The organism is Ruegeria sp. YTSC002 (assembly GCF_059609845.1).
This window is the reverse complement of sequence record NZ_JBXWML010000001.1, coordinates 409,405-430,211: the sequence shown is the minus strand read 5'-3', so window position 1 is coordinate 430,211 and position 20,807 is coordinate 409,405. Positions and strand designations below refer to the sequence as shown.

Below are 20,807 nucleotides of genomic sequence, written 5' to 3'. Positions count from 1 at the left end.
GTACAATTTACACCGCACCGTCATCCTCAGGCCTGCAACGTTGAGAAGAGGTCCACGTGTCGATTGCTGAATTGAATGCCTTGCTGGACAAACGTCATTCCTGCCGCGCCTTTCTTCCGGACCCGGTACCGCAAGACCAGATCGCGCAGATCGTGACCAGCGCGTCCCGGGTGCCAAGCTGGTGCAACGCGCAACCTTGGCAACTGGTCATCACCAGCGGAGACGAAACCGACAGGTTCCGCGACGCGATGTCAAACGAGGCGGAAAACGGCACACCGGCCCCGGATCTTCCATTTCCCACGTCTTACTCCGGCGAGTATCAAGACCGCCGCCGGACGTGCGGCTGGGCACTCTACAGCGCGGTTGGCGTAGAACGGGGGGACCGCGAAGGGTCGGCGCAGCAAATGATGCAGAACTTTGCCCTGTTTGGCGCACCACATTGTGCCATCATCTCAAGCCCGGCAGAGCTTGGACCTTATGGTGCAATGGATTGCGGCGGCTTTGTCACGGCTTTCGCGCTCGCTGCTCAGGCTTTGGGCGTGGCAACCATCCCACAAGCGGCATTGGCCGCATACAGCCCTTTTTTGCATCATTATTTTCAGATCCCCGATGATCGTTTGATCCTGTGCGCAATTTCCTTTGGCTATTCGGATACGGATCATCCTGCAAACAGCTTCCGTACGGAACGTGCGGCATTGGGTGACTTTGTGGACTGGCGCGGCTAAACCGTCGCTCAGGCAGGCTCAACATCTCGGGGGAGGAACCAAGTGCGCGCATTGCTGCAAAGGGTGACACAGGCCAAAGTGTCGGTCGAAGGCACCGTCATCGGCACAACCGGCCCTGGGCTCATGATTCTGGTCTGCGCCATGCAGGGCGACAGCAAGGCACAGGCAGAAAAACTGGCCGAGAAAACTGCAAAACTGCGGATTTTCAAGGACGACGCCGGCAAGATGAACCGCTCGCTTCTGGATGTTCAAGGCTCTGCTCTGGTGGTCAGCCAGTTTACATTGGCGGCGGACACTTCCAGCGGCAATCGCCCCGGATTTTCAAACGCAGCCCCGCCCGAGCTGGGAGAGCAGTTGTACAAGGTCTTCGCCGAGCACCTTGCCGCGCAGGGCGTCGCGGTGGAAACCGGCCAGTTCGGTGCGGACATGGCGGTGGAACTTGTAAATGACGGGCCGGTCACGATCTGGGTGGAGAATTGATGGATATTGAGAAGCAAGCCGTCACGTTGTGGCAGGCCGGTGTTGAGGCCGTCGGCGGGTACGAGGCCACCCTGGCCGCCTTGCCTGATGTCCCGAAACCCGACCGTATTCTGGCCGTGGGCAAACCCGCCGCAGCCATGGCGCGGGCTGCGCTGGAACATTTCGGCACCATTCCAACGCTTGTGGTCACCAAAGACGACCATGGCCGCGACCTGCCGGGTGGGGTCGAGGTGATCGAGGCGTCGCACCCCGTTCCGGACGACCGCAGTCTTGCGGGCGGGCGGGCACTGCGCCTCGCCATGGAACAGATGGGGCCCGGATCACATGTGCTGCTGCTGGTCTCGGGCGGCGCGTCATCCCTGGCCGAGGACCTGCTTCCCGGAACATCGCTTGATGACCTCGGGGCGTTGAACCGCGAACTGCTGTCGAAAGGGCTGGATATCCGCGCGATGAATGCCCAGCGTCGCAAGCTGTCGCGTATCAAGGGCGGCGGTCTGCTGTCCCATTTCGCCGGAGACCGCGCCACTGTTCTGGCGATCTCGGACGTGCCCGGAGACGATCTGAACGTCATCGGCTCGGGAATCGGAGCGTTGCCCGACAACCATTCCTTTGCGGCCACCACCCGGATCGTTGCTTCGAACGCGCATGCACGCAATGCCGCTGCCAAAGCAGCGGAAAAAATGGGACTGAGGGTTTTGACCAATGATGAGGCCCTGCACGACGACTATTTGAAAGTCGCGGCGCGTCTTGGGCCCATGCTGCGAGGAATGGAAAAGGGCGTGATGATCTTTGGCGGAGAACCGACCGTGGTTTTGCCTGATCACCCGGGGCGTGGCGGCAGAAATCAGGCCCTTGCGCTTGCCTTGGCCAAAGAGATTTCAGGCCAGACGGATCTTGCGGTGGTCGTGGGCGGCACCGACGGCACGGACGGTCCGACAAATGCGGCGGGTGGAATCATAACAGGCGCAACCTGGGGTGAGGGCGCAGATCTTGCACTTCTAAAAGCCGACAGCGGGTCTTTCCTGGAAAAAGCCAATGCTTTGCTGACAACAGGGCCAACCGGCACCAATGTCATGGACCTGGTTGTCGCGATACGTGGATGATTTGACGCTTATCATGCTGCTTTGGCCCGCAATCGACCGGAAACTACCCGGAAATGCAGAATGCACCTGAACACCCACTCAGCAATTGCCGCACACCGGACAAGAAAGAGAGGGCTTCGGCCTTCGGTATTTAAGAGAAATAACCTTGCCCGGTCCGCGGAAATAAGCCAACGTTGACTCATGCGTCAACAAAAAGCCCCCCAAGGGGCTGGAACCACTCAATAGGGAGAACACTCATATGAACGAACAAATCACGTATATGGCCGGTCAGGTCACAGCCGGGAAGATGACTCGCCGCGAATTCATGGGGAAAGCTGCGGCTCTGGGCGTTTCGGCTGCCGTGGCCAGCACGATGTTCGCGGACGCAGCACGCGCGGCAGGCCCGAAAAAGGGCGGTGACCTGAAATTTGGCCTTCAGGGTGGCGAATCCACGAACTCGCTGGATCCCGCGACCTATGCCAGCTCGGTTCCGTTCCAGAACGGCAAGCAATTCGGCGACCAGCTTGTAGAAGTTGCCCCCGATGGGTCCATCGAACCGCGCCTGGCGGAAAGCGTCGAAGGCAGCGCGGATGCCAAGGTCTGGACCTTCAAACTGCGTCAGGGTGTCGAATTCCACAACGGCAAGACCATGACCAGCGAGGACGTGCTGAAGACCATGCAGCGCCACTCGAACGAAGACTCCAAGTCTGGTGCTCTGGGCATCATGAAGGGCATCGAGTCAATGAAAGCCGACGGCGACAACTTCCAGGTTACGCTGTCCGAGCCGAACGCGGACCTTCCGTATCTGATGGCCGACTACCACCTGATCATTCAGCCCGATGGCGGCATGGACAATCCAGGGGCAGGTATCGGAACCGGACCGTACAAGGTGGAAGTGGACGAACCCGGTGTGCGCCACTTGTTCACAAAGTACGAGAACCACTGGAACTCTGATTTTGGCAACTTCGACAGTGTTGAAGTCGTGGTTATCAATGACGCGACCGCGCGTACCGCTGCACTGCAATCGGGTCAGGTCCACGCCATCAACCGTGTTGAACCAAAGGTCGCGGACCTGCTGGGGCGCGCACCCAATCTGACCGTGCATTCGACCGCTGGCCGTGGCCACTATGTCTTTATCATGCACTGCGATACCGCACCGTTCGACAACAACGAACTGCGCACGGCCCTGAAATATGCCATCAATCGTACCGAACTCGTAGACAAGGTTCTGTGCGGCTATGGCTCGATCGGGAATGACATGCCGATCAACGCAGCCTATCCTCTGTTTGATGAGACCATCGAACAGCGCGAGTTCAGCGTGGAAAAAGCCGCCGAGCACTACAAGAAGTCCGGTCATGACGGTTCGCCGATTATCCTTCGTGTTGCAGACGGTGCCTTCCCGGGTGCCGTGGATGCCGCAGCCCTGTTCCAACAGACAGCGACCCAGGCCGGAATCCCGCTGGAAATCAAGCGCGAGCCGAATGATGGCTACTGGTCCGAGGTTTGGAACGTGCAGCCCTTCTGTGCCTCTTACTGGGGCGGTCGTCCGGTGCAGGACCAGATGTATTCGACCGCGTATCTGTCGACGGCGGACTGGAATGACACACGGTTCAAAGTTCAGGCATTTGACGACCTGCTGTTCGCGGCTCGTGCAGAACTGGATGCCGAAAAACGCAAGAAGATCTACAGCCAGATGGGCCGCATGGTCCGCGATGAAGGCGGCCTGATCTGCCCGATGTTCAATGATTTTGTCGAAGGTGTCAGCAACCAGCTGGATGGTTGGGAAAGCGACCCGACGCAGGAGATGATGAACGGCAACATGTCCCGCAAAATGTGGTTCGTCTGATACGGGCATCGGATAATGCATCCTATCATAAAACTGGTTTCCCAGCGCCTCGCGCTGGGAATTCTATTGCTGTTCGGCGCTTCGGCCTTGATTTTTGGCCTGACCGAAGCTCTTCCCGGAGACGCCGCGCAAGCCGTCCTGGGGCAGTCCGCAACCCCCGAGGCCTTGGCCAACCTTCGCGAAGAAATGGGCCTGGATCGCCCGGCCCTGACCCGTTATTTTGAATGGCTGGGCGGCATCGTTCAGGGCGACCTTGGGCAATCGCTGACCAACAAGCTTGATATTGCCGAGAGCATCGGAAAACGCCTCGGGAACACGTTATTCCTGGCTTGTGTTGCGGCAATCGTATCCGTCCCGCTTGCGATTTTCCTGGGGCTACTGGCCGTCCGGTACCGCAATCGCTGGCCCGACAAACTGATTTCCGCCGTCACGCTGACAACGGTTTCTATCCCCGAGTTCCTGATCGGCTACGTCGTGATCTACTACATCTCGGTCAAACTGGGATGGTTTTCCTCGCTTGCGATGATCAACGACTCGATGTCGTTCTGGCAAAAGCTGAACGCGATTGCGCTGCCTGCCTTCGTTCTGACACTGGTGGTCCTTGCGCAGATGATGCGGATGACCCGCGCTGCAATTCTGAACCTCATGCAATCAGCCTATATCGAAACGGCCGAACTCAAGGGCCTGAGCACATTTCAGGTCATCGCGCGGCATGCCTTTCCCAACGCAATCTCACCCATCGTGAACGTTGTCATGCTGAACCTCGCCTATCTGGTTGTTGGCGTGGTCGTGGTCGAAGTCGTGTTCGTCTATCCCGGCATGGGGCAGTACCTTGTGGACGCCGTGACCAAACGTGACGTGCCGGTCGTTCTGGCCTGCGGCGTGGTGTTCGCGGCTGTCTACATCGGCCTGAACATGGTCGCGGATATCGTCTCGATCCTCGCAAACCCAAGACTGAGGCATCCGAAATGAAGAACATTCCTATTTCGGCTCTGATTGGCCTCATGTTCACCGGCGCCTATTTCTTCGTGGCAATCGCAGCCCCGTTGATCGCGCCTTACGGGATGGCGGAAGTGGTCGGCGATGTATGGGAACCGGCCAGCGCCGAGCACCTGCTGGGCACCGACAACATCGGCCGTGACCTGCTGACCCGCATGATCTATGGCGGGCGCACGACGATCTTCATTGCCGCCGCCGCGACATTGCTCAGCTTCTTGACCGGTACATCGCTTGGTCTTCTGGCCGCCGTTCTGGGCGGTTGGGCGGATCAGGCGCTCAGCCGGACGGTCGATCTGATCATGTCCATCCCTACGCTGATCCTTGCGCTGGTCATTCTGGCCATCGTTCCGGTCACCGTTCCGATCCTGATCCTCGTCATGGGTCTTCTGGATGCGACACGCCCCTATCGCCTGTCGCGGTCCGTCGCCGTGGACATCAACGTGATGGATTATGTCGAAGCCGCGAAACTGCGTGGTGAGGGGCGGACCTGGATCATCTTCCGGGAAATCCTGCCGAACGCATTGTCACCGCTGGTGGCCGAGTTCGGCCTGCGGTTCATTTTCATGGTGCTGTTTATCTCTACCCTGTCCTTCCTGGGTCTCGGCGTTCAACCGCCGCTGGCCGACTGGGGTGGCATCGTGAAGGAAAACAAGGACGGCATCGTCTATGGCATTGGCGCGGCCCTGTACCCCGCCGTGGCCATCGCGACGCTCGCGATCTCGGTCAACCTTGTGGCTGACTGGATCCTGAACCGAACCACATCGCTGAAAGGAGGTCGGGGATGAGTGATACCCTTCTCAAGGTCCGTGACCTCAAGATCGGTGCGACCGTTTACCCACCGGGTGAGAAACCCCATGACATCGAAATCGTGCACGGGGTCAGCTTTGACCTGGAGCGCGGCAAGGTACTGGGTCTGATCGGTGAATCCGGCGCAGGGAAATCCACCATCGGTCTTGCCTCGATGGCCTATGGCCGGGGTGGCGTCGAAATCACCGGCGGCGAGGTCTGGGTCAACGGGCGCGACATCCTGAAATCATCGCATAGCGATATTCGGAATCTGCGCGGGGGCGAGGTTGCCTATGTCTCGCAATCCGCGGCCGCGTCGTTCAACCCGGCCAAGAGGATCATGGATCAGGTTGTCGAAGCGGCTGTCGAGCACAAGAAGTTTTCTCGCAAAGAAGCTGAAGGCCGCGCGCGTGATCTGTTCGCAAAGCTGGGCTTGCCTGACCCTGACAACATCGGCAGCCGCTATCCGCATCAGGTCTCGGGCGGTCAGTTGCAGCGTTGCATGACTGCGCTGGCACTGTGTCCTGAACCCGATCTGGTGGTGTTCGACGAACCCACCACGGCGCTGGATGTGACCACCCAGATCGATGTTCTGATGGCAATCAAGGATGCCATACGCGATACCGGCGTTGCTGCTTTGTACATCACGCATGATCTGGCGGTCGTTGCGCAGGTCAGCGACGATATCATGGTTTTGCGGATGGGTGACACAGTCGAATACGGCAGCACCGATCAGATCATCAACAACCCGCAGGAAGAATACACGCAGGCTTTGGTCTCGGTGCGTTCGATCGAGCACGAAGAAAAGCAGCCCACACCGGAACCGCTGCTTACCGTTGACGGGATCACCGCGCGCTACAAGGGGCTGAACTTCGACGTGCTGCACAACGTCAATGTCGAGCTTCATCCGGGGCAGACGCTGGCGGTCGTGGGCGAATCCGGCTCGGGCAAATCCACGCTGGCCCGGGTGATCACCGGCCTGTTGCCGCCACGCGATGGCGAGATCCGTTTTGCCGGGCGCACACTTTCGCCGGACCTTGCGGGACGGTCTCGCGAGGATCTGCGCGAGTTGCAGATGATCTATCAGATGGCAGACGTGGCAATGAACCCACGCCAGACCGTCGGCACCATCATCGGCCGCCCGTTGGAGTTCTATTTCAACATGCGCGGCGCTGAGAAGCGCAAACGGATCATCGAGTTGTTGGATGAGATCGAGCTGGGCGAAAAATTCATCGACCGCTATCCTGCGGAACTGTCCGGAGGTCAGAAACAGCGTGTCTGTATCGCCCGGTCACTGGCAGCCAAGCCCAAGATGATCATCTGTGACGAGGTCACTTCGGCACTGGATCCGCTGGTGGCGGACGGCATCCTCAAGCTGCTGCTGGACCTGCAAAAGATCGAGGATGTGGCCTATCTGTTCATCACCCACGATCTGGCGACGGTCCGCGCGATCAGCGACAGCATCGCGGTGATGTATCAGGGTCGCGTGGCCCGTTACGGCTCGAAGAGTCAGGTGCTGAGCCCGCCCTTCGACGATTACACCGACCTGCTGCTCAGTTCGGTGCCTGAAATGCATCTGGGCTGGCTGGAAGAGGTCGTCGCCCATCGCAAGATGGAAAGCGCCGGTAACTGATCCGGTTCGTGACATTTCGATGAAGGTTTGAATCCCGGCACCTTGTTTGAAGACAGGTGTCGGGATTTTGCTATTGGGGGCGCAAAGTGGCAGCCGATAGACGTCGAATCTCTTAGGGTCGCCGGAACGCAATGTCTCTCAAAGGGCCTCGACATGGACCGCAAGCTTCTCCTCATCATTCTGGACGGTGTCCCCTATCGCAATTTTCGCCGCCTGTTCGGCAATCTCGAAGGCTGGGTCGACAGTGGTGAAGCACGGCTTTGGAAACTGCGTGCCGTGCTGCCTTCGACATCGGCCAGTTGCTATGCGTCAATCCACACGGGCGTGACACCGCAAGAGCATGGCTGCACCGGGAATGGAAACGTCTTCCGGCTGAGCCACAAGGACGTGTTCAGTCAGGTGCGTGAAGCCGGTGGTGTGACCGGGGCGGTGACACACAGCTATTGGTCGCAGTTCTTCAACCGTCACCCCTTCGACTACGTCCGCGACATCGAATACGACGAGCCCGAAAGCGCGACGATCAACCATGGTCGTTTTCACAGCATGACCGGCTATGGCAAAGCCAACCAGATGACGCCATCCGATGTCGATCTGTATGCCACTCTGACCAATCTGTGCCTGCGATTCGGGCTGGACTATGGCATTCTGCACACCTGCACGCTGGACAGTATGGGCCACCGTTTTTTCCACGATTGTGAAGAAATGGATCACGCCTGCTTTGTTGCCGACGAAATGCTTGCGCCATTCATCCCCCGCTGGCGCCAGTTGGGATATGAAGTGATCGTCACCGCGGATCATGGCCAGGACGAGCGCGGCCACCACGGTGGGCGCGGCCCGCTGCAACAGGAAACGGCGCTGTACTATTTCGGTGATGCAGAAGGGCCAGACGTCGAGACCGTCATAAACCAGTTGCAATTGGCCCCGACCATCCTGAGCCGAATGGGTGCCCCCATTGCAGAGACCATGAAGGCGGAACCGTTTCTGCGGTAATGGTCATGCGGCTTCGGGGCCGCTTATGCGGCCTTCGCCGCCACCACTGTCGCAAATACCTGGTATCCGTAAAGCGACCCGTTTCGAGCACGTCTTTCGTGCTCGGCCACAAGCCCCGCTGCCAGTTCTTTTCCGATATCACCTCGCTCGTACATTTGCTTGGTGGTCAGATCGACCCAAGGCAACATCTGCTCGGGTGTCGAGACAACTCTGCTTTGCACGTCAAAGTGCCTAACAGAAAGTCCGACATCGGAAATCATTGACCTGAGTTTTGCGACGACAAATGGATCGGTCACAAACTCGCGGACGAACTCTATTGCGCAGATATCCAGTGGATCATTCGGAAAAGAGCTGAACGTCGCTTTGGAAAAATCAGCGTCACACACAATCAACAGACCATCAGGCTTCAGCACTCTGAAAGCCTCGGCAATCAGAGATTCGGGATCTTCCACATGCGTGAGCACCGTGTGCATGATAACCGCATCGACGGTTTCATCTTCCAAAGGCAGCGCGGCACCGTCCGCCACTTTAAACGTCAGGTTCGAATACTCTTTAGCCCGATCGTTGGCTTCCGAGACAAACCCTTTCGAAGGTTCAAAACCTATGACGTTCGCCGGGTGGCAGTGTGATGCGATGCGACGTGTGACGGCGCCTGCACCGGCCCCAACCTCGACAACCGTTGATGCATCCGTGACGTTCAGATGACCCAGATAGGCGGCAACGATCCGTTCCATGGCCGGGTCCGCTTGCCGTTGGTCCATTGAATCCGCAAACAACTTGATGAATTCAGGCCCGGCGGCATCAACGTTCTGGAAGGGGTCGGTCATAAGGTAATATCTCCTCGGAGAATTTGAGTGAGCTTACCACAGCCAGCCGATTTTCGGCATACAGGCCCCAAAAAGGACCAGAGCCTTCAAATCACTGCATCAGTCGTAGGACCAGATCCCCTGCCCCAGCGCTTCTATCGCAACCGAAATACGTTCAAAACTGTCAGCCGCACGTTTCACCGAGGTTCTCGCGCGCAGATACCCGTGCACAAGACCGAACTCATTGATCCAGTGGGCCTGCCCGCCCGCCGCATTGATCCGACTGCAATAAACCTGCCCGTCGTCACGCAGCGGATCGCAATCAGCCGTTACAACCACGGTCGGCGGCAGGTTTGAATAGTCACTGTCCTGCAACGGCGCATAGGTCGGATCGCCCTGGGGCGGATCGCCCGCGCATCGGACGGTTTCATAAAACTTGATTTCATCCAACGTCAGCAAGGGGGCCTGGGCATGTTCCTGGTAGGACCTCCGGGTGCGGTCCCCACCGAGGCCCGGATAGATCAGCACCTGCCCCAGGATTCCGTCCATACGCCCGCGCGCGTAGTGGGATACCGCAGCAGCCAGATTTCCACCGGCGCTGTCACCGGCCAAAACCAATGGGTCTCCGAATTTGGTTGCGGCCCAGTTCGCAGCCGCCCAACAGTCATCAAACTGTGCCGGGTGCACATGTTCAGGACACAGCCGGTAATCGACGGCGACGACCCGGTACCCGGTTTGGGCGCATAATTCAGCGCAAACGTCATCATGGCTTTCCAGACCACCAACAACGAAACCGCCACCATGAAAATAGATGACGGTTCGGGTTGGTTGCCCGGCAGAGTAAATTCGGACCGGAACACCATCAGCGGTCCGGTCTTCTGTTTCCACCCCAGCCGGGCGTGGTTGGCGAAAGCCCTGACACATAGTGTCATAGACACGGCGCTGATCCTCGATCGACAGATCGACCGCGTCATCGGGATAGCTTTCTGCCGTGCGACGTATGAACGCCCAGGTTTCTTCGTCGATCAGGCGTTCATAGTCCATTGTCCCTCCGGCTTATTCAGACCACTCCCATGGCCGGGTGTATACCCCCAGCACTTTTGCAACATCGTCTTCCGAAGATCCGTTCGCGTCAAGCTGCGCGACAAGGCCGCGCTTCTTGTCATCGATGACAGAAACAACCCGCGCCGCCAATCCTGCATCCTCAAGGGCGCCGTTGTAGATACGAGTGATGGCCTGTTTCCGAAGATCAGGCTTGAACACCTTGCCAACCGCCGTTTTGGGCAGCTCATCCAGAATGGTCATGTGCTTGGGCTGCGCCGCGCGTTCATGCACGTGAATCTTGCAGTAATCCATAAGCTCTTTTTCTGTGACCGACGCGCCCTCGACCAGTTCGACAAAGGCGCAGGGAACTTCACCCGAATGCGCGTCCGGCTGGCCGATGGCACCGGCAAAAGCAACGGCGTCATGGCCCAGCAAAGCCTCTTCGATCTCGGCAGGGTCGATGTTGTGACCGCCACGAATGATCAGGTCCTTCGCGCGACCGGTGATCCACAGATACCCATCTTCGTCGAAGCGCCCCAGATCGCCCGTGCGCAGGTACTTGTCAAAGTGATACAGGTTAACGTTCTTGTCGGCCTCGGTATAGGTATTGCCCGCATAGACACCCGGGTTCGAGATGCAGATCTCACCGATTTGATCGGTGCCGCACTCGGTCGGTCCATCTGGCCCATCCTGCAAGATCTTGACGTCTGTATAGGGGAAGGGAATACCGATGGATCCGATCTTTTTCTCACCATCTACCGGGTTGCACGAGACCAGACACGTGGCCTCTGTCAGACCGTACCCTTCGACAATGGTGACGCCGGTTGCTTCTTCAAACCGGCGGAACAGCTCCACCGGCAACGGGGCCGAACCCGAGAAGGCCGTTTTTACGCTTGAGATATCGGCATCGACCGGGCGCTGCATCTTGGCTGAAATCGCGGTTGGCACGGTAATGATGAAGCTCACCTTCCAACGCTCGATCAGCTTCCAGAAATTGTCGAACACCCCGTCGCCGCGATATCCCTGTGGCGTCGGGAAAACCACATGGGCACCGGAGGATACGGCCGCCATCACAATCACATGCACCGCGAAAACGTGGAACATGGGCAGCGGGCACATGATGACGTCGTTTTCGTCAAACAGAAGCGTGCTTCCCAACCAGCCGTTGTAGATCAGGCCGGAATACTTGTGCTGCGCCACCTTCGGCATACCCGTGGTACCGCCGGTATGAAAATAACAGGCGACACGATCTTCCTTGCTGTCTTCAAACGTCAGCGTCGTCGGCTGCTTGGCCAGTTCCGTGTGGAAGCTCTTGTAATCCGCATGGGCCAGCTTTTCCTTGTCGCCCATCTTGGGGCGCAGGAACGGCACCAGCCATGATTTGGGCGGGGTCAGATACCGGTTCAGGTCGATTTCCAGAATGGTATTGACCTTGGGTGCGTGGCGCACCGCCTCTTCGACCTTCTGCGCGACATCTGTTTTCGGGAAGGATTTCAGCGTCACCACGACCTTGGCGCCGGTCTCGCGTAGGATCGCTGCGATCTGTTCCGGTTCAAGCAGGGGGTTGATCGGGTTCACGATCCCCGCAACCGCACCGCCCATCATCGTGACCAGTGTCTCGTTGCAGTTGGGCAGCACATAGGCGACCACGTCTTTTTCACCCACACCCAGCGAGCGGAACAGGTTCGCCGCCTGGTTGACCTGGCTCAGAAGCTGCGACCAGGTCAGAGTTTCGGCCTTGTCCTTCGGGCCCGAGAACAGTTGGAAGCTCATGGCTTTGTGGTTGGGGAACTTCCCTGCGGTGCGCGACAAAAGCTGATGGAAGGTGACGGGCAAATCCCGGTCCTCCCACGGCATTTCCTGTTCCATGCGCTTCTTGTCTTCCAAACCCACAAAGGCCATGTGGTTCCTCCCGTATTATTCTCCCGCGTTTTGCGCGGGCTTGTTATGCGCAACCAAGATGGAAGCAAAACGAACCTCGCGCAAGCGAGGCCTTAGCCTTCAAAGGGAGTAAAATGTAGAATGACGCTACGGCGAATGTGCAAGTGCCGGAGCGTCACTCTTATTCTGCGGCGACACCATCGGTGAACTGCAACCGTGCAAGGCGTGCATACAGCCCGTCCTGAGACACCAGATCCTCGTGGCGGCCTTGTGCCACGATGCGGCCTTCCTCCAGCACAACGATGCGGTCGGCTTTCTTTACGGTTGCCAATCTGTGCGCGACGATCAGGGTCGTGCGCCCGGCACGCATCTTGTCCACCGCGCCCTGCACTGCGCGTTCGCTTTCCGCATCCAGCGCCGAAGTCGCCTCGTCCAGCAGCAGAACCGGCGCGTCGCGCAGGATTGCACGGGCAATGGCAATACGCTGCTTCTGCCCGCCGGACAGCATGACACCGCGTTCGCCGACAAAGCTGTCATATCCTTCGGGCAAGGCCGCGATAAAATCATGCGCGGCAGCGGCCCGCGCGGCAGATTCGACTTCTGCATCCGAGGCGTCCAGACGCCCAAAACGGATGTTTTCCCGCGCGGATGCAGCAAAGATCACAGGGTCCTGGGGCACCAAAGCCATGTGGCGGCGAAAGTCTGACCGGTTGATGTCGCGCAGATCAAGACCGTCCAGCGTCACGCGGCCCGAGTTTGGATCATAGAAGCGCTGGATCAGTTGGATCACGGTTGTTTTTCCCGCCCCCGATGGCCCGACGAATGCGACCGTCTCGCCGGGTTTCACCAAAAGCGAGAGATGATCCAGTGCAATCGTATCGGGGCGCGCCGGATAGCGGAAGCTGACGTCTTCAAACCGGATTTCACCCTGAACGTCTTTGGGCAGCGCTTTGGGATTGGCGGGGTCGGTGACGGTATCTTCTGCATGAAGCAGCTCGACCAGACGTTCGGTGGCACCTGCGGCGCGCTGAAGTTCGCTCCAGATTTCGGACAGGGCCGCGACCGAGCCCGCCATGATGATCGAATAGATGACGAACTGGATCAGAACGCCTTCGGTCATCACGCCATTTCGCACGTCGTTGGCACCCATCCACAGAACACCAACGATACCCGAGAAGACCAGGAAGATCACGATCACCGTCAGAACCGCGCGGGTCTGTATACGGCGCAGCGACACGCGGTAGGATGTCTCGGTCATCTCACTGAACTGCTGGCGGCTGGCCTGTTCATGAGAAAAAGCCTGAACGGTCTGCACCGCGCTCAATGCCTCACCGGCGTTGCCGGACGAGGCCGCGATCCAGTCCTGATTCTCGCGGCTGATCACGCGCAGGCGGCGGCCAAGTACGAGGATAGGCACGATGACCACCGGGATCAGCAACAATACCAGCCCGGTCAGCTTGGCGGATGTCAGCAGCATCAGAACCAGCCCGCCGACGAACAACAGTATGTTTCTCAGGGCAATGGACACTGACGAGCCGAGAACCGATTGGATCAGCGTCGTATCGGTGGTGATCCGGCTCAGCACCTCTCCGGTCATGATGCGTTCGTAGAATTCCGGGCTCATGCCGATGACCCGATCAAACACCGCCTTGCGGATATCGGCCACCACCCGTTCGCCCAGACGGGTCACAAGCGCGTATCTGATACCGGTGCCCACGGCCAGAACAGCGGCAATGCCGAGCGCGGCCAGAAAATACCAATCCAGAAGCTCTCCATCCTGAATGCGGAAATTGTCGACGACGCGCCGTACTGCCAGTGGCAGCGTCAGGGTCATGCTCGCCGTCAGAATCAACGCCAGCGTCGCGCCGATCATCAGGAACTTGTAGGGTTTCATGAACGGCCAAAGCGAGGCCAGAACCCCAATCTTCTTTGAACGCGCGCGTTCCTCGGAGGCTCCGGGCGCGGCGGTATGCGTTGGCTTGCTGGCGGCTTGTCTTGCCATGTCTGGCCCTTGTGTCCTGATCGGTACTGAGTGACCGCTTTCTTGGAGGTACAGTCAAGTATGGTCAAGCATCACAACCACAATCGGCAGGTCGAAAGGGCCATTTGACGCAGAATTTCAGGGAAGGAGTGGAGCGGGTAGACGGAATCGAACCGACATAGCCTGCTTGGAAGGCAGGGGCTTTACCATTAAGCTATACCCGCAAATGGTCTGCGCTGGTTAAGTCATGCTTTCGGGATCGTCAAGCCGGAAGTGGCAAATTTAGTGGCGCTATTTTTCCGATACTGACCGGCCCGACACCGGCCCGTCAGTCCTGATTGCGAAATATCCGGGTCGAGGAAAAGAACCGCTCCAGTTCTTCGATCCGTTCCTTGCTTTCTTCCCATCGTGCCTCCTGCACTTCTGCAATCAGCGTTTCCGAGATCAACTGCAAGGCAATGGTCGAATCCCAACTGGATGGTGCCTCGACCAATGCGTGGAAAGAATAATTGGCGGTCTTTCCGATCGGTGACCCCCATTGATCCGTAAACAGCACAACGGTGACGCCCCGGCCCGAGGCAACCTGTGCCAGCTTCTCCAGATGCGCCTCGTAACGGCGGATGTCGAAAATCACCAGAACGGATGATTCATCCATATCCAGCAGGTATTGCGGCCAGACATTCGCCGAATTGCCCAGCATCGTCACATTGGGCCGGATGATCTGCATGTGATTGAACAGGTAATCCGCGTTTGACCGGGTGATGCGGCCGCCAACGACGTAAAGATGGCGCTCTGTCTCGGCCAGAAGATGCGCGACGGTATCGAACATCTCTTTGTCCAGACGTTCCAGCGTGTGGCGCATGTTGGTCCATACCGCTTGCGCAAAGCGCGTTGTCGGATGTTCCGCCTCATCATCCACAACCCAGGCGTCCCGTTTCGAGATCGGCTTTTTGATCTGCGCCGCAACCTCTTCGCGCAGCGCATCCTGCAAGTCGGGGAACCCGTCAAACCCAAGCTTGCGCGCCATGCGAATGACGGTCGGGGTCGAAACCTGCGCCGCGGCGGCCAACTTGGTGATCGATTGCAAACCGGCCATCGGATAATCCTGCAACAGGACCGAGGCCAACTGACGTTCAGACCGTGTCAGATCGTCCAGTTCATCCTGAATCCGCTGTTTGACAAGTTTGGCAACGGTGGCCATCGGCGCCCTCGTTTCTTGAATTTGTTACAGAATATGTTCGTTTGAAATTTTGTCTACAGAAATTTTCTTGACAGGTGAGAAGTTGCTGTAACAAATGCTACCTATGCGTCACGAGACCGAGTCATCATTGCTTTTGCCGGCGGAAGCCCCGGCAGCCCGCGTGCTCAATGCGCACGGTCGCGCGCCTGCTGTGCTGATATGCGAACATGCAAGCCGGTTTATTCCTGCCGCGCTGGATGGATTGGGGCTGGATGAGGCGGCGGCCAGCTCTCATGCGGCCTGGGACATCGGCGCGCTGGACCTGTCGGTGGAGCTGATGGGCGCTTTGGATGCGCCGCTGGTCCACTCGCGCGTCAGCCGGCTGGTTTATGACTGCAACCGACCGCCCGAACGCGAAGATGCCATGCCGCAGGTCAGCGAAGTGTTTTCCGTTCCCGGAAACATGAACCTGACAGATGCTCAGCGCGCCCAGCGGGTACGCGATGTCTATGAACCTTTCAAAACGCTGGTTTCGTCCACTTTGGACGAACGGCCCGAACCTCCGGTTGTCATCACGATCCACAGCTTCACGCCTGTCTACAAGGGAACCCCCCGAACGGTAGAGCTGGGAATTCTTCATGACGCAGACGACCGCGCCGCACAGCTGATGCTGAGCCACGCGGAAGGCTCAGGACTACGCGTGGCTCTGAATGAGCCCTACTCGGCCACAGATGGCGTCACGCACACGCTGCGCGAACACGCGGTCCGGCGCGGGCTTCCAAATGTCATGATCGAAGTCCGAAACGATCTGATCGACTCACCAAAAGGCGTGAATCGCATTGCGGGATTGCTGACGCCAATTCTGCATTCGGTCATCAAAGACATATCGCACGCAGAGGCGAAACCATGAAAACAGAGGTATCGAGATGAATTTCATGCGGGGATATGTGGCGGTCATTGACCGCACGAACCGCTGGATCGGGCGCGTTGTCATGTACGGAATATTCGTCATGATGGGCATCCTGCTCTGGTCCTCGATCTCGAAAACGTTCTTTCTGCCATCGCTATGGACACTGGAGATGGCCCAGTTCGCAATGGTCGCATATTACATTCTGGGCGGACCCTATTCGATCCAGATGGGGTCCAACGTCCGCATGGACCTTCTGTACGGCGAATGGTCCGACCGTCGTCGCGCGTGGACGGATGCGATCACCGTCCTTTTCCTGATCATCTACCTGGGCGTGATGATCTACGGCGGATACGACTCGCTGAGCTATTCGCTGCAATATGGCGAACGCAGCCCGACCGCGTGGCGACCATATCTGTGGCCAATCAAGGTCATCATGGTCGTGGGGCTGTTTCTGATGTTGCTTCAGGCGATCTCGGAACTGTTCAAAGATATACTGCGCCTCAGGGGCGATGACATCCCGCGCGAGGTGATCTGATGTCGTACGAATTGATCGCCATCCTCATGTTTTCGACCATGATGCTGATGCTGCTGACCGGGCAGCGCGTTTTTGGCGCGATTGGTTTTGTCGCCGTGATGGCCGCCCTGTTCCTGTGGGGAGATCGCGGCGGCTACGATATTGGTTTTTCGGCCGCCATGAAACTGATGAAATGGTATCCGCTGCTGACGCTTCCGATGTTCATTTTCATGGGGTACGTGCTGGCCGAGTCCAAGATCGCAGACGATCTGTACAAGATGTTCCATGTCTGGATGGGCGGTCTGAACGGTGGGCTCGCGATTGGCACGATTGGCCTTATGGTGCTGATCTCGGCCATGAACGGGCTGAGTGTCGCGGGCATGGCCATCGGAGCGACCATCGCCCTGCCGGAACTGCTGAAACGTGGCTATGACAAGAAAATGGTGACCGGGGTGATACAAGCCGGATCATCACTGGGCATCCTCGTGCCACCCTCCGTCGTGCTGGTTCTTTACGCGATGATCGCGCGCCAGCCGGTTGGGCAGCTGTGGCTTGCCGGGCTGCTTCCCGGACTGATGATGGCTGCAATGTTCATCCTGTATATCGTGATCCGCTGTCGCATCAACCCGGCCCTGGGGCCGGCCCTTTCAGCCGAGGACCGCGACGTGCCCATGGCAGAGAAAATGCGCCTGCTGCGCGCGGGCCTTCTGCCTTTGGGTATTTTCGCCGCGATGATGGTGCCCTTCGTCAACGGCTGGACCTCACTGGTCGAAAGCTCGGCCATCGGAGCGTTGACGGCGTTCGCCGCGGCCATCCTCAAGGGACGTATGACACGTGAGGTTTTTGAGACGTCTGTGCGGTCAACGCTGGGCATCACCTGTATGTTCATGTGGATCATCCTGGCTGCGCTTGCCTTTGGCGCTGTATTCGACGGGTTGGGTGCCGTTCGGGCAATCGAGAACCTGTTTACCGAACGGCTGGGCCTGAACCCTTGGGTGATCCTGATCTTGATGCAGCTCAGCTTTATTCTGATGGGCACGTTTCTGGACGACACGGCCATGCTGGTGATCGTCGCGCCTTTGTACGTGCCACTCGTGGGGGCGATGGGGTTCGACCTGATCTGGTACGGGGTTCTGTACACGATCACGACCCAGATCGCCTATATGACACCGCCCTTCGGTTACAACCTGTTCCTGATGCGTGCGATGGCGCCGCCAGAGATATCGCTGCGCGACATTTACGGTTCGATCCTGCCCTTCGTGATGGTGATGACCCTGGCGCTGGCGATCATCATGACATTCCCGCAGATCGCGCTGTGGCTGCCTGAATACATCTACAACAAATGATCCCGGATCAAACCGGGGCTTCGCGGGCAATCCCCGCACAATCGAAACTGACCAACGGAGAGAGAGAATGACGAACAGACGTACATTTCTGAAAGGTGCTGCGGCCGCTCCCGCCGCTGCTCTGGCGACGCCTGCACTGGCGCAATCGACCATCAGATGGCGGATGCAGACCTATGCCGGCCCGGCGTTGGCCGAACACGTGATCGACCCGGCCATCAAAATGTTCAACACAATCGCCGGCGACCGGATGCAGATCGAGCTGTTCTATGCCGACCAGCTGGTTCCAACGGGCGAGCTGTTCCGCGCCATGCAGCGCGGCACGATTGATGCCGTTCAGTCGGATGATGACTCGATGGCGTCACCCACCGAGGTCACCGTGTTCGGCGGCTATTTCCCCTTTGCCTCGCGCTATTCGCTGGACGTGCCGGTTCTGTTCAACCAGTACGGGCTGAACGAGATCTGGGATGAGGAATATTCGAAAGTCGGCGTCAAGCACATCTCGGCCGGTGCCTGGGATCCGTGCCACTTTGCAACGAAGGACCCGATCAACAGCCTGGCGGACCTTCAGGGCAAACGTGTGTTTACCTTCCCGACCGCGGGCCGCTTCCTTTCTCAGTTCGGCGTTGTGCCGGTCACTCTGCCCTGGGAAGACATCGAAGTCGCGGTGCAGACCGGCGAGCTGGACGGCATCGCGTGGTCCGGCATCACCGAAGACTACACTGTCGGCTGGGCGGATGTGACCAATTACTTCCTGACCAACAACATCTCGGGCGCCTGGGCCGGTTCGTTCTTTGCCAACATGGATCGCTGGAACGAGCTGCCCGAAGATTTGCAGACCCTGTTCCGCGTTTGCACCGATCAGTCACACTATTATCGTCAGTGGTGGTACTGGGGCGGCGAAGCCAGCCTGCGCGTCAACGGAGACAAGATGCAGCTGACGTCGATCCCGGACGAAGAATGGGCAACCGTCGAAGCCGCGGCCGTTGCCTTCTGGGATGAGATCGCAGCCGAATCTGAAACCAAGGCGAAGGTTGTTGAAATCTTCAAACAGTACAACGCCGACATGCTCAAGGCTGGACGGCCGTACCGCTACGGCTAAGAATTGGCCAGGCGACCCGCCCCTTGCATGGGGCGGGTCAAACAGGACGAATGGCCGATGATGGATTTCGGCAAAGACAAAGGTGGCACATGCTCACGTTCGAACATCTGAAAACGCAGGTATCCGAAGGTTCGGTTGATACGGTTTTGGTCTGCATGGTGGACATGCAGGGCCGGTTGATGGGCAAACGCTTTCACGCGGGCCATTTCGTGGCAGGCGCATGGGAAGAGACCCATTGCTGCAACTACCTGCTGGCCACCGATCTGGAGATGGCAACACCTGATGGCTATGCCTCGACCAGTTGGGAACGGGGCTATGGCGATTATATCATGAAACCGGACCTCAGCACCCTGCGCCCGGTGCCGTGGCTTGAGGGCACGGCGATGGTGATGTGTGATGTGCTGGATCATCACACCCATGAGGAAGTGCCGCACGCGCCGCGTTCAATCCTGAAAAAGCAGGTCAACCGTTTGAAAGCCATGGGCTATGACGCCATGACGGCGACCGAGCTTGAGTTTTTCCTGTTCGAGAAAAGCTTTGACCAGATCCGCAAGGAAGGGTTCCGCGATCTGGAGCCGATCTCGGGCTATAACGAGGACTATCACATCCTTCAGACCACCAAGGAAGAACATGTGATGCGCCCGATCCGCAACCATCTGTGGGATGCGGGTATTCCGGTTGAGAACTCCAAAGGTGAGGCCGAGACCGGACAGGAAGAGCTTAACATCAAATACGCACCCGCGATGGAAACAGCCGAGTATCACTCGATCGCCAAGAACGCTGTGAAAGAGATCGCGTGGCAACATGGTCATGCGGCGACCTTCCTGCCGAAATGGCATCACGATAAGGTGGGCAGTTCGTCCCATGTGCACCAGTCACTGTGGGCGGATGGACAGCCTGCCTTCTATGACGCCGGGGATGATCTGGGCATGTCGGCGCTGATGAAAAGCTATATGGCCGGTTTGCTGAAATATGCCCCTGATTATACTTATTTCATGGCGCCCTACATCAACAGTTACAAACGCTTCATGAAAGGTACCTTCGCGCCAACGCGGATCATCTGGTCCGTGGACAACCGCACTGCCGGGTTCCGCCTGTGCGGTGACGGCACCAAGGCCGTACGTGTCGAGTGCCGGATTCCGGGCTCAGATATGAACCCCTATCTGGCGATGGCTGGCATGCTGGCGGCAGGGATTGCGGGCATCGAGGAAGGGCTGGATCTGCAACCGCCGACCAAGGGCGACGTTTATCAGGGTGAGACTGCCATGATCCCGGGCAACCTTCGTGCGGCGCGGGATGCGCTGCATGGTTCGGCCATGTTGCGGGCGGCCATGGGAGATGACGTCGTCGACCACTATACCCGTGCCGCGGAGGTCGAGATCGAGGAATTCGAACGCGTGGTCACGGATTGGGAAATCGCCCGCGGGTTCGAGCGGGCGTGAAGTCGGGTCGTGCTGGGGGCTCTGCCCCCAGACCCCCGGGATATTTTTGGCCAGATGAAGCAG

The 20,807-nt window shown here is 58.3% G+C and carries 18 protein-coding genes and 1 tRNA gene; 13 read left to right on the top strand and 6 right to left on the bottom strand.

Translation table 11 applies throughout. From position 1 onward, the window contains the following. Nucleotides 1-56: 56 nt before the first annotated feature. The 8 genes from AC2FFD_RS02125 to AC2FFD_RS02090 all read left to right on the top strand — a co-directional run bounded on the left by AC2FFD_RS02125 (nucleotide 57) and on the right by AC2FFD_RS02090 (nucleotide 8,541). Nucleotides 57-725, top strand: coding sequence for a nitroreductase (locus AC2FFD_RS02125; protein WP_496871709.1), 669 nt, complete (start codon nucleotides 57-59; stop codon nucleotides 723-725). 42 nt (nucleotides 726-767) lie between these two features. Further along, nucleotides 768-1,205, top strand: coding sequence for a D-aminoacyl-tRNA deacylase (dtd, locus tag AC2FFD_RS02120; protein ID WP_496871708.1), 438 nt, complete (start codon nucleotides 768-770; stop codon nucleotides 1,203-1,205). Next, the gene (locus AC2FFD_RS02115) at nucleotides 1,205-2,308 is read left to right on the top strand and encodes a DUF4147 domain-containing protein (protein ID WP_496871706.1); all 1,104 of its coding nucleotides are present in this window, start codon (nucleotides 1,205-1,207) and stop codon (nucleotides 2,306-2,308) included. The genes dtd and AC2FFD_RS02115 overlap by 1 nt, the downstream gene beginning before the upstream one ends. Before the next feature lie 238 nt (nucleotides 2,309-2,546). After that, nucleotides 2,547-4,133, top strand: a complete 1,587-nt coding sequence (locus AC2FFD_RS02110) for an ABC transporter substrate-binding protein (protein ID WP_496871705.1) — start codon at nucleotides 2,547-2,549, stop codon at nucleotides 4,131-4,133. Nucleotides 4,134-4,148: 15 nt separating this feature from the next. Next, the gene (locus tag AC2FFD_RS02105; RefSeq protein ID WP_170343601.1) at nucleotides 4,149-5,105 is read left to right on the top strand and encodes an ABC transporter permease; all 957 of its coding nucleotides are present in this window, start codon (nucleotides 4,149-4,151) and stop codon (nucleotides 5,103-5,105) included. Continuing rightward, nucleotides 5,102-5,917, top strand: a complete 816-nt coding sequence (locus AC2FFD_RS02100) for an ABC transporter permease (RefSeq protein ID WP_171329524.1) — start codon at nucleotides 5,102-5,104, stop codon at nucleotides 5,915-5,917. The genes AC2FFD_RS02105 and AC2FFD_RS02100 overlap by 4 nt, the downstream gene beginning before the upstream one ends. Continuing rightward, nucleotides 5,914-7,551, top strand: a complete 1,638-nt coding sequence (locus AC2FFD_RS02095) for an ABC transporter ATP-binding protein (protein WP_496871703.1) — start codon at nucleotides 5,914-5,916, stop codon at nucleotides 7,549-7,551. The genes AC2FFD_RS02100 and AC2FFD_RS02095 overlap by 4 nt, the downstream gene beginning before the upstream one ends. 153 nt (nucleotides 7,552-7,704) lie before the next feature. After that, complete coding sequence (locus AC2FFD_RS02090; RefSeq protein ID WP_496871702.1) at nucleotides 7,705-8,541, top strand: alkaline phosphatase family protein; 837 nt, start codon at nucleotides 7,705-7,707, stop codon at nucleotides 8,539-8,541. Nucleotides 8,542-8,564: 23 nt separating this feature from the next. Here AC2FFD_RS02090 and AC2FFD_RS02085 read toward each other — a convergent pair whose 3' ends face one another. The 6 genes from AC2FFD_RS02085 to AC2FFD_RS02060 form a co-directional block, all read right to left on the bottom strand. After that, complete coding sequence (locus AC2FFD_RS02085; protein WP_496871700.1) at nucleotides 8,565-9,368, bottom strand: class I SAM-dependent methyltransferase; 804 nt, start codon at nucleotides 9,366-9,368, stop codon at nucleotides 8,565-8,567. A 99-nt stretch (nucleotides 9,369-9,467) separates the two neighbouring features. Beyond that, nucleotides 9,468-10,391: an alpha/beta hydrolase gene (locus tag AC2FFD_RS02080; protein WP_496871697.1), complete on the bottom strand. Its 924-nt coding sequence runs from the start codon at nucleotides 10,389-10,391 to the stop codon at nucleotides 9,468-9,470. A gap of 12 nt (nucleotides 10,392-10,403) precedes the next feature. Then, nucleotides 10,404-12,293: an acyl-CoA synthetase gene (locus AC2FFD_RS02075; RefSeq protein ID WP_480683828.1), complete on the bottom strand. Its 1,890-nt coding sequence runs from the start codon at nucleotides 12,291-12,293 to the stop codon at nucleotides 10,404-10,406. A 160-nt stretch (nucleotides 12,294-12,453) separates the two neighbouring features. Next, on the bottom strand, nucleotides 12,454-14,274 hold the full coding sequence (locus tag AC2FFD_RS02070; RefSeq protein WP_170343594.1) for an ABC transporter transmembrane domain-containing protein: 1,821 nt from the start codon (nucleotides 14,272-14,274) through the stop codon (nucleotides 12,454-12,456). A 129-nt stretch (nucleotides 14,275-14,403) separates the two neighbouring features. Continuing rightward, nucleotides 14,404-14,477 (bottom strand) — tRNA-Gly (locus AC2FFD_RS02065). A 104-nt stretch (nucleotides 14,478-14,581) separates the two neighbouring features. Next, complete coding sequence (locus tag AC2FFD_RS02060) at nucleotides 14,582-15,454, bottom strand: MurR/RpiR family transcriptional regulator (RefSeq protein ID WP_170343593.1); 873 nt, start codon at nucleotides 15,452-15,454, stop codon at nucleotides 14,582-14,584. A 103-nt stretch (nucleotides 15,455-15,557) separates the two neighbouring features. Between AC2FFD_RS02060 and AC2FFD_RS02055 the strand changes: the two genes are divergently transcribed. From AC2FFD_RS02055 to AC2FFD_RS02035, 5 genes are all read left to right on the top strand, one after another. Then, the gene (locus tag AC2FFD_RS02055; RefSeq protein WP_496871692.1) at nucleotides 15,558-16,343 is read left to right on the top strand and encodes an N-formylglutamate amidohydrolase; all 786 of its coding nucleotides are present in this window, start codon (nucleotides 15,558-15,560) and stop codon (nucleotides 16,341-16,343) included. 16 nt (nucleotides 16,344-16,359) lie between these two features. Further along, on the top strand, nucleotides 16,360-16,878 hold the full coding sequence (locus tag AC2FFD_RS02050; RefSeq protein WP_170343591.1) for a TRAP transporter small permease subunit: 519 nt from the start codon (nucleotides 16,360-16,362) through the stop codon (nucleotides 16,876-16,878). Then, nucleotides 16,878-18,203, top strand: coding sequence for a TRAP transporter large permease (locus AC2FFD_RS02045; protein ID WP_496871690.1), 1,326 nt, complete (start codon nucleotides 16,878-16,880; stop codon nucleotides 18,201-18,203). The genes AC2FFD_RS02050 and AC2FFD_RS02045 overlap by 1 nt, the downstream gene beginning before the upstream one ends. A 67-nt stretch (nucleotides 18,204-18,270) precedes the next feature. Further along, nucleotides 18,271-19,302, top strand: a complete 1,032-nt coding sequence (locus AC2FFD_RS02040) for a TRAP transporter substrate-binding protein (RefSeq protein ID WP_170343589.1) — start codon at nucleotides 18,271-18,273, stop codon at nucleotides 19,300-19,302. 89 nt (nucleotides 19,303-19,391) lie between these two features. Continuing rightward, nucleotides 19,392-20,744: a glutamine synthetase family protein gene (locus AC2FFD_RS02035; RefSeq protein ID WP_496871688.1), complete on the top strand. Its 1,353-nt coding sequence runs from the start codon at nucleotides 19,392-19,394 to the stop codon at nucleotides 20,742-20,744. Nucleotides 20,745-20,807 lie beyond the last annotated feature (63 nt).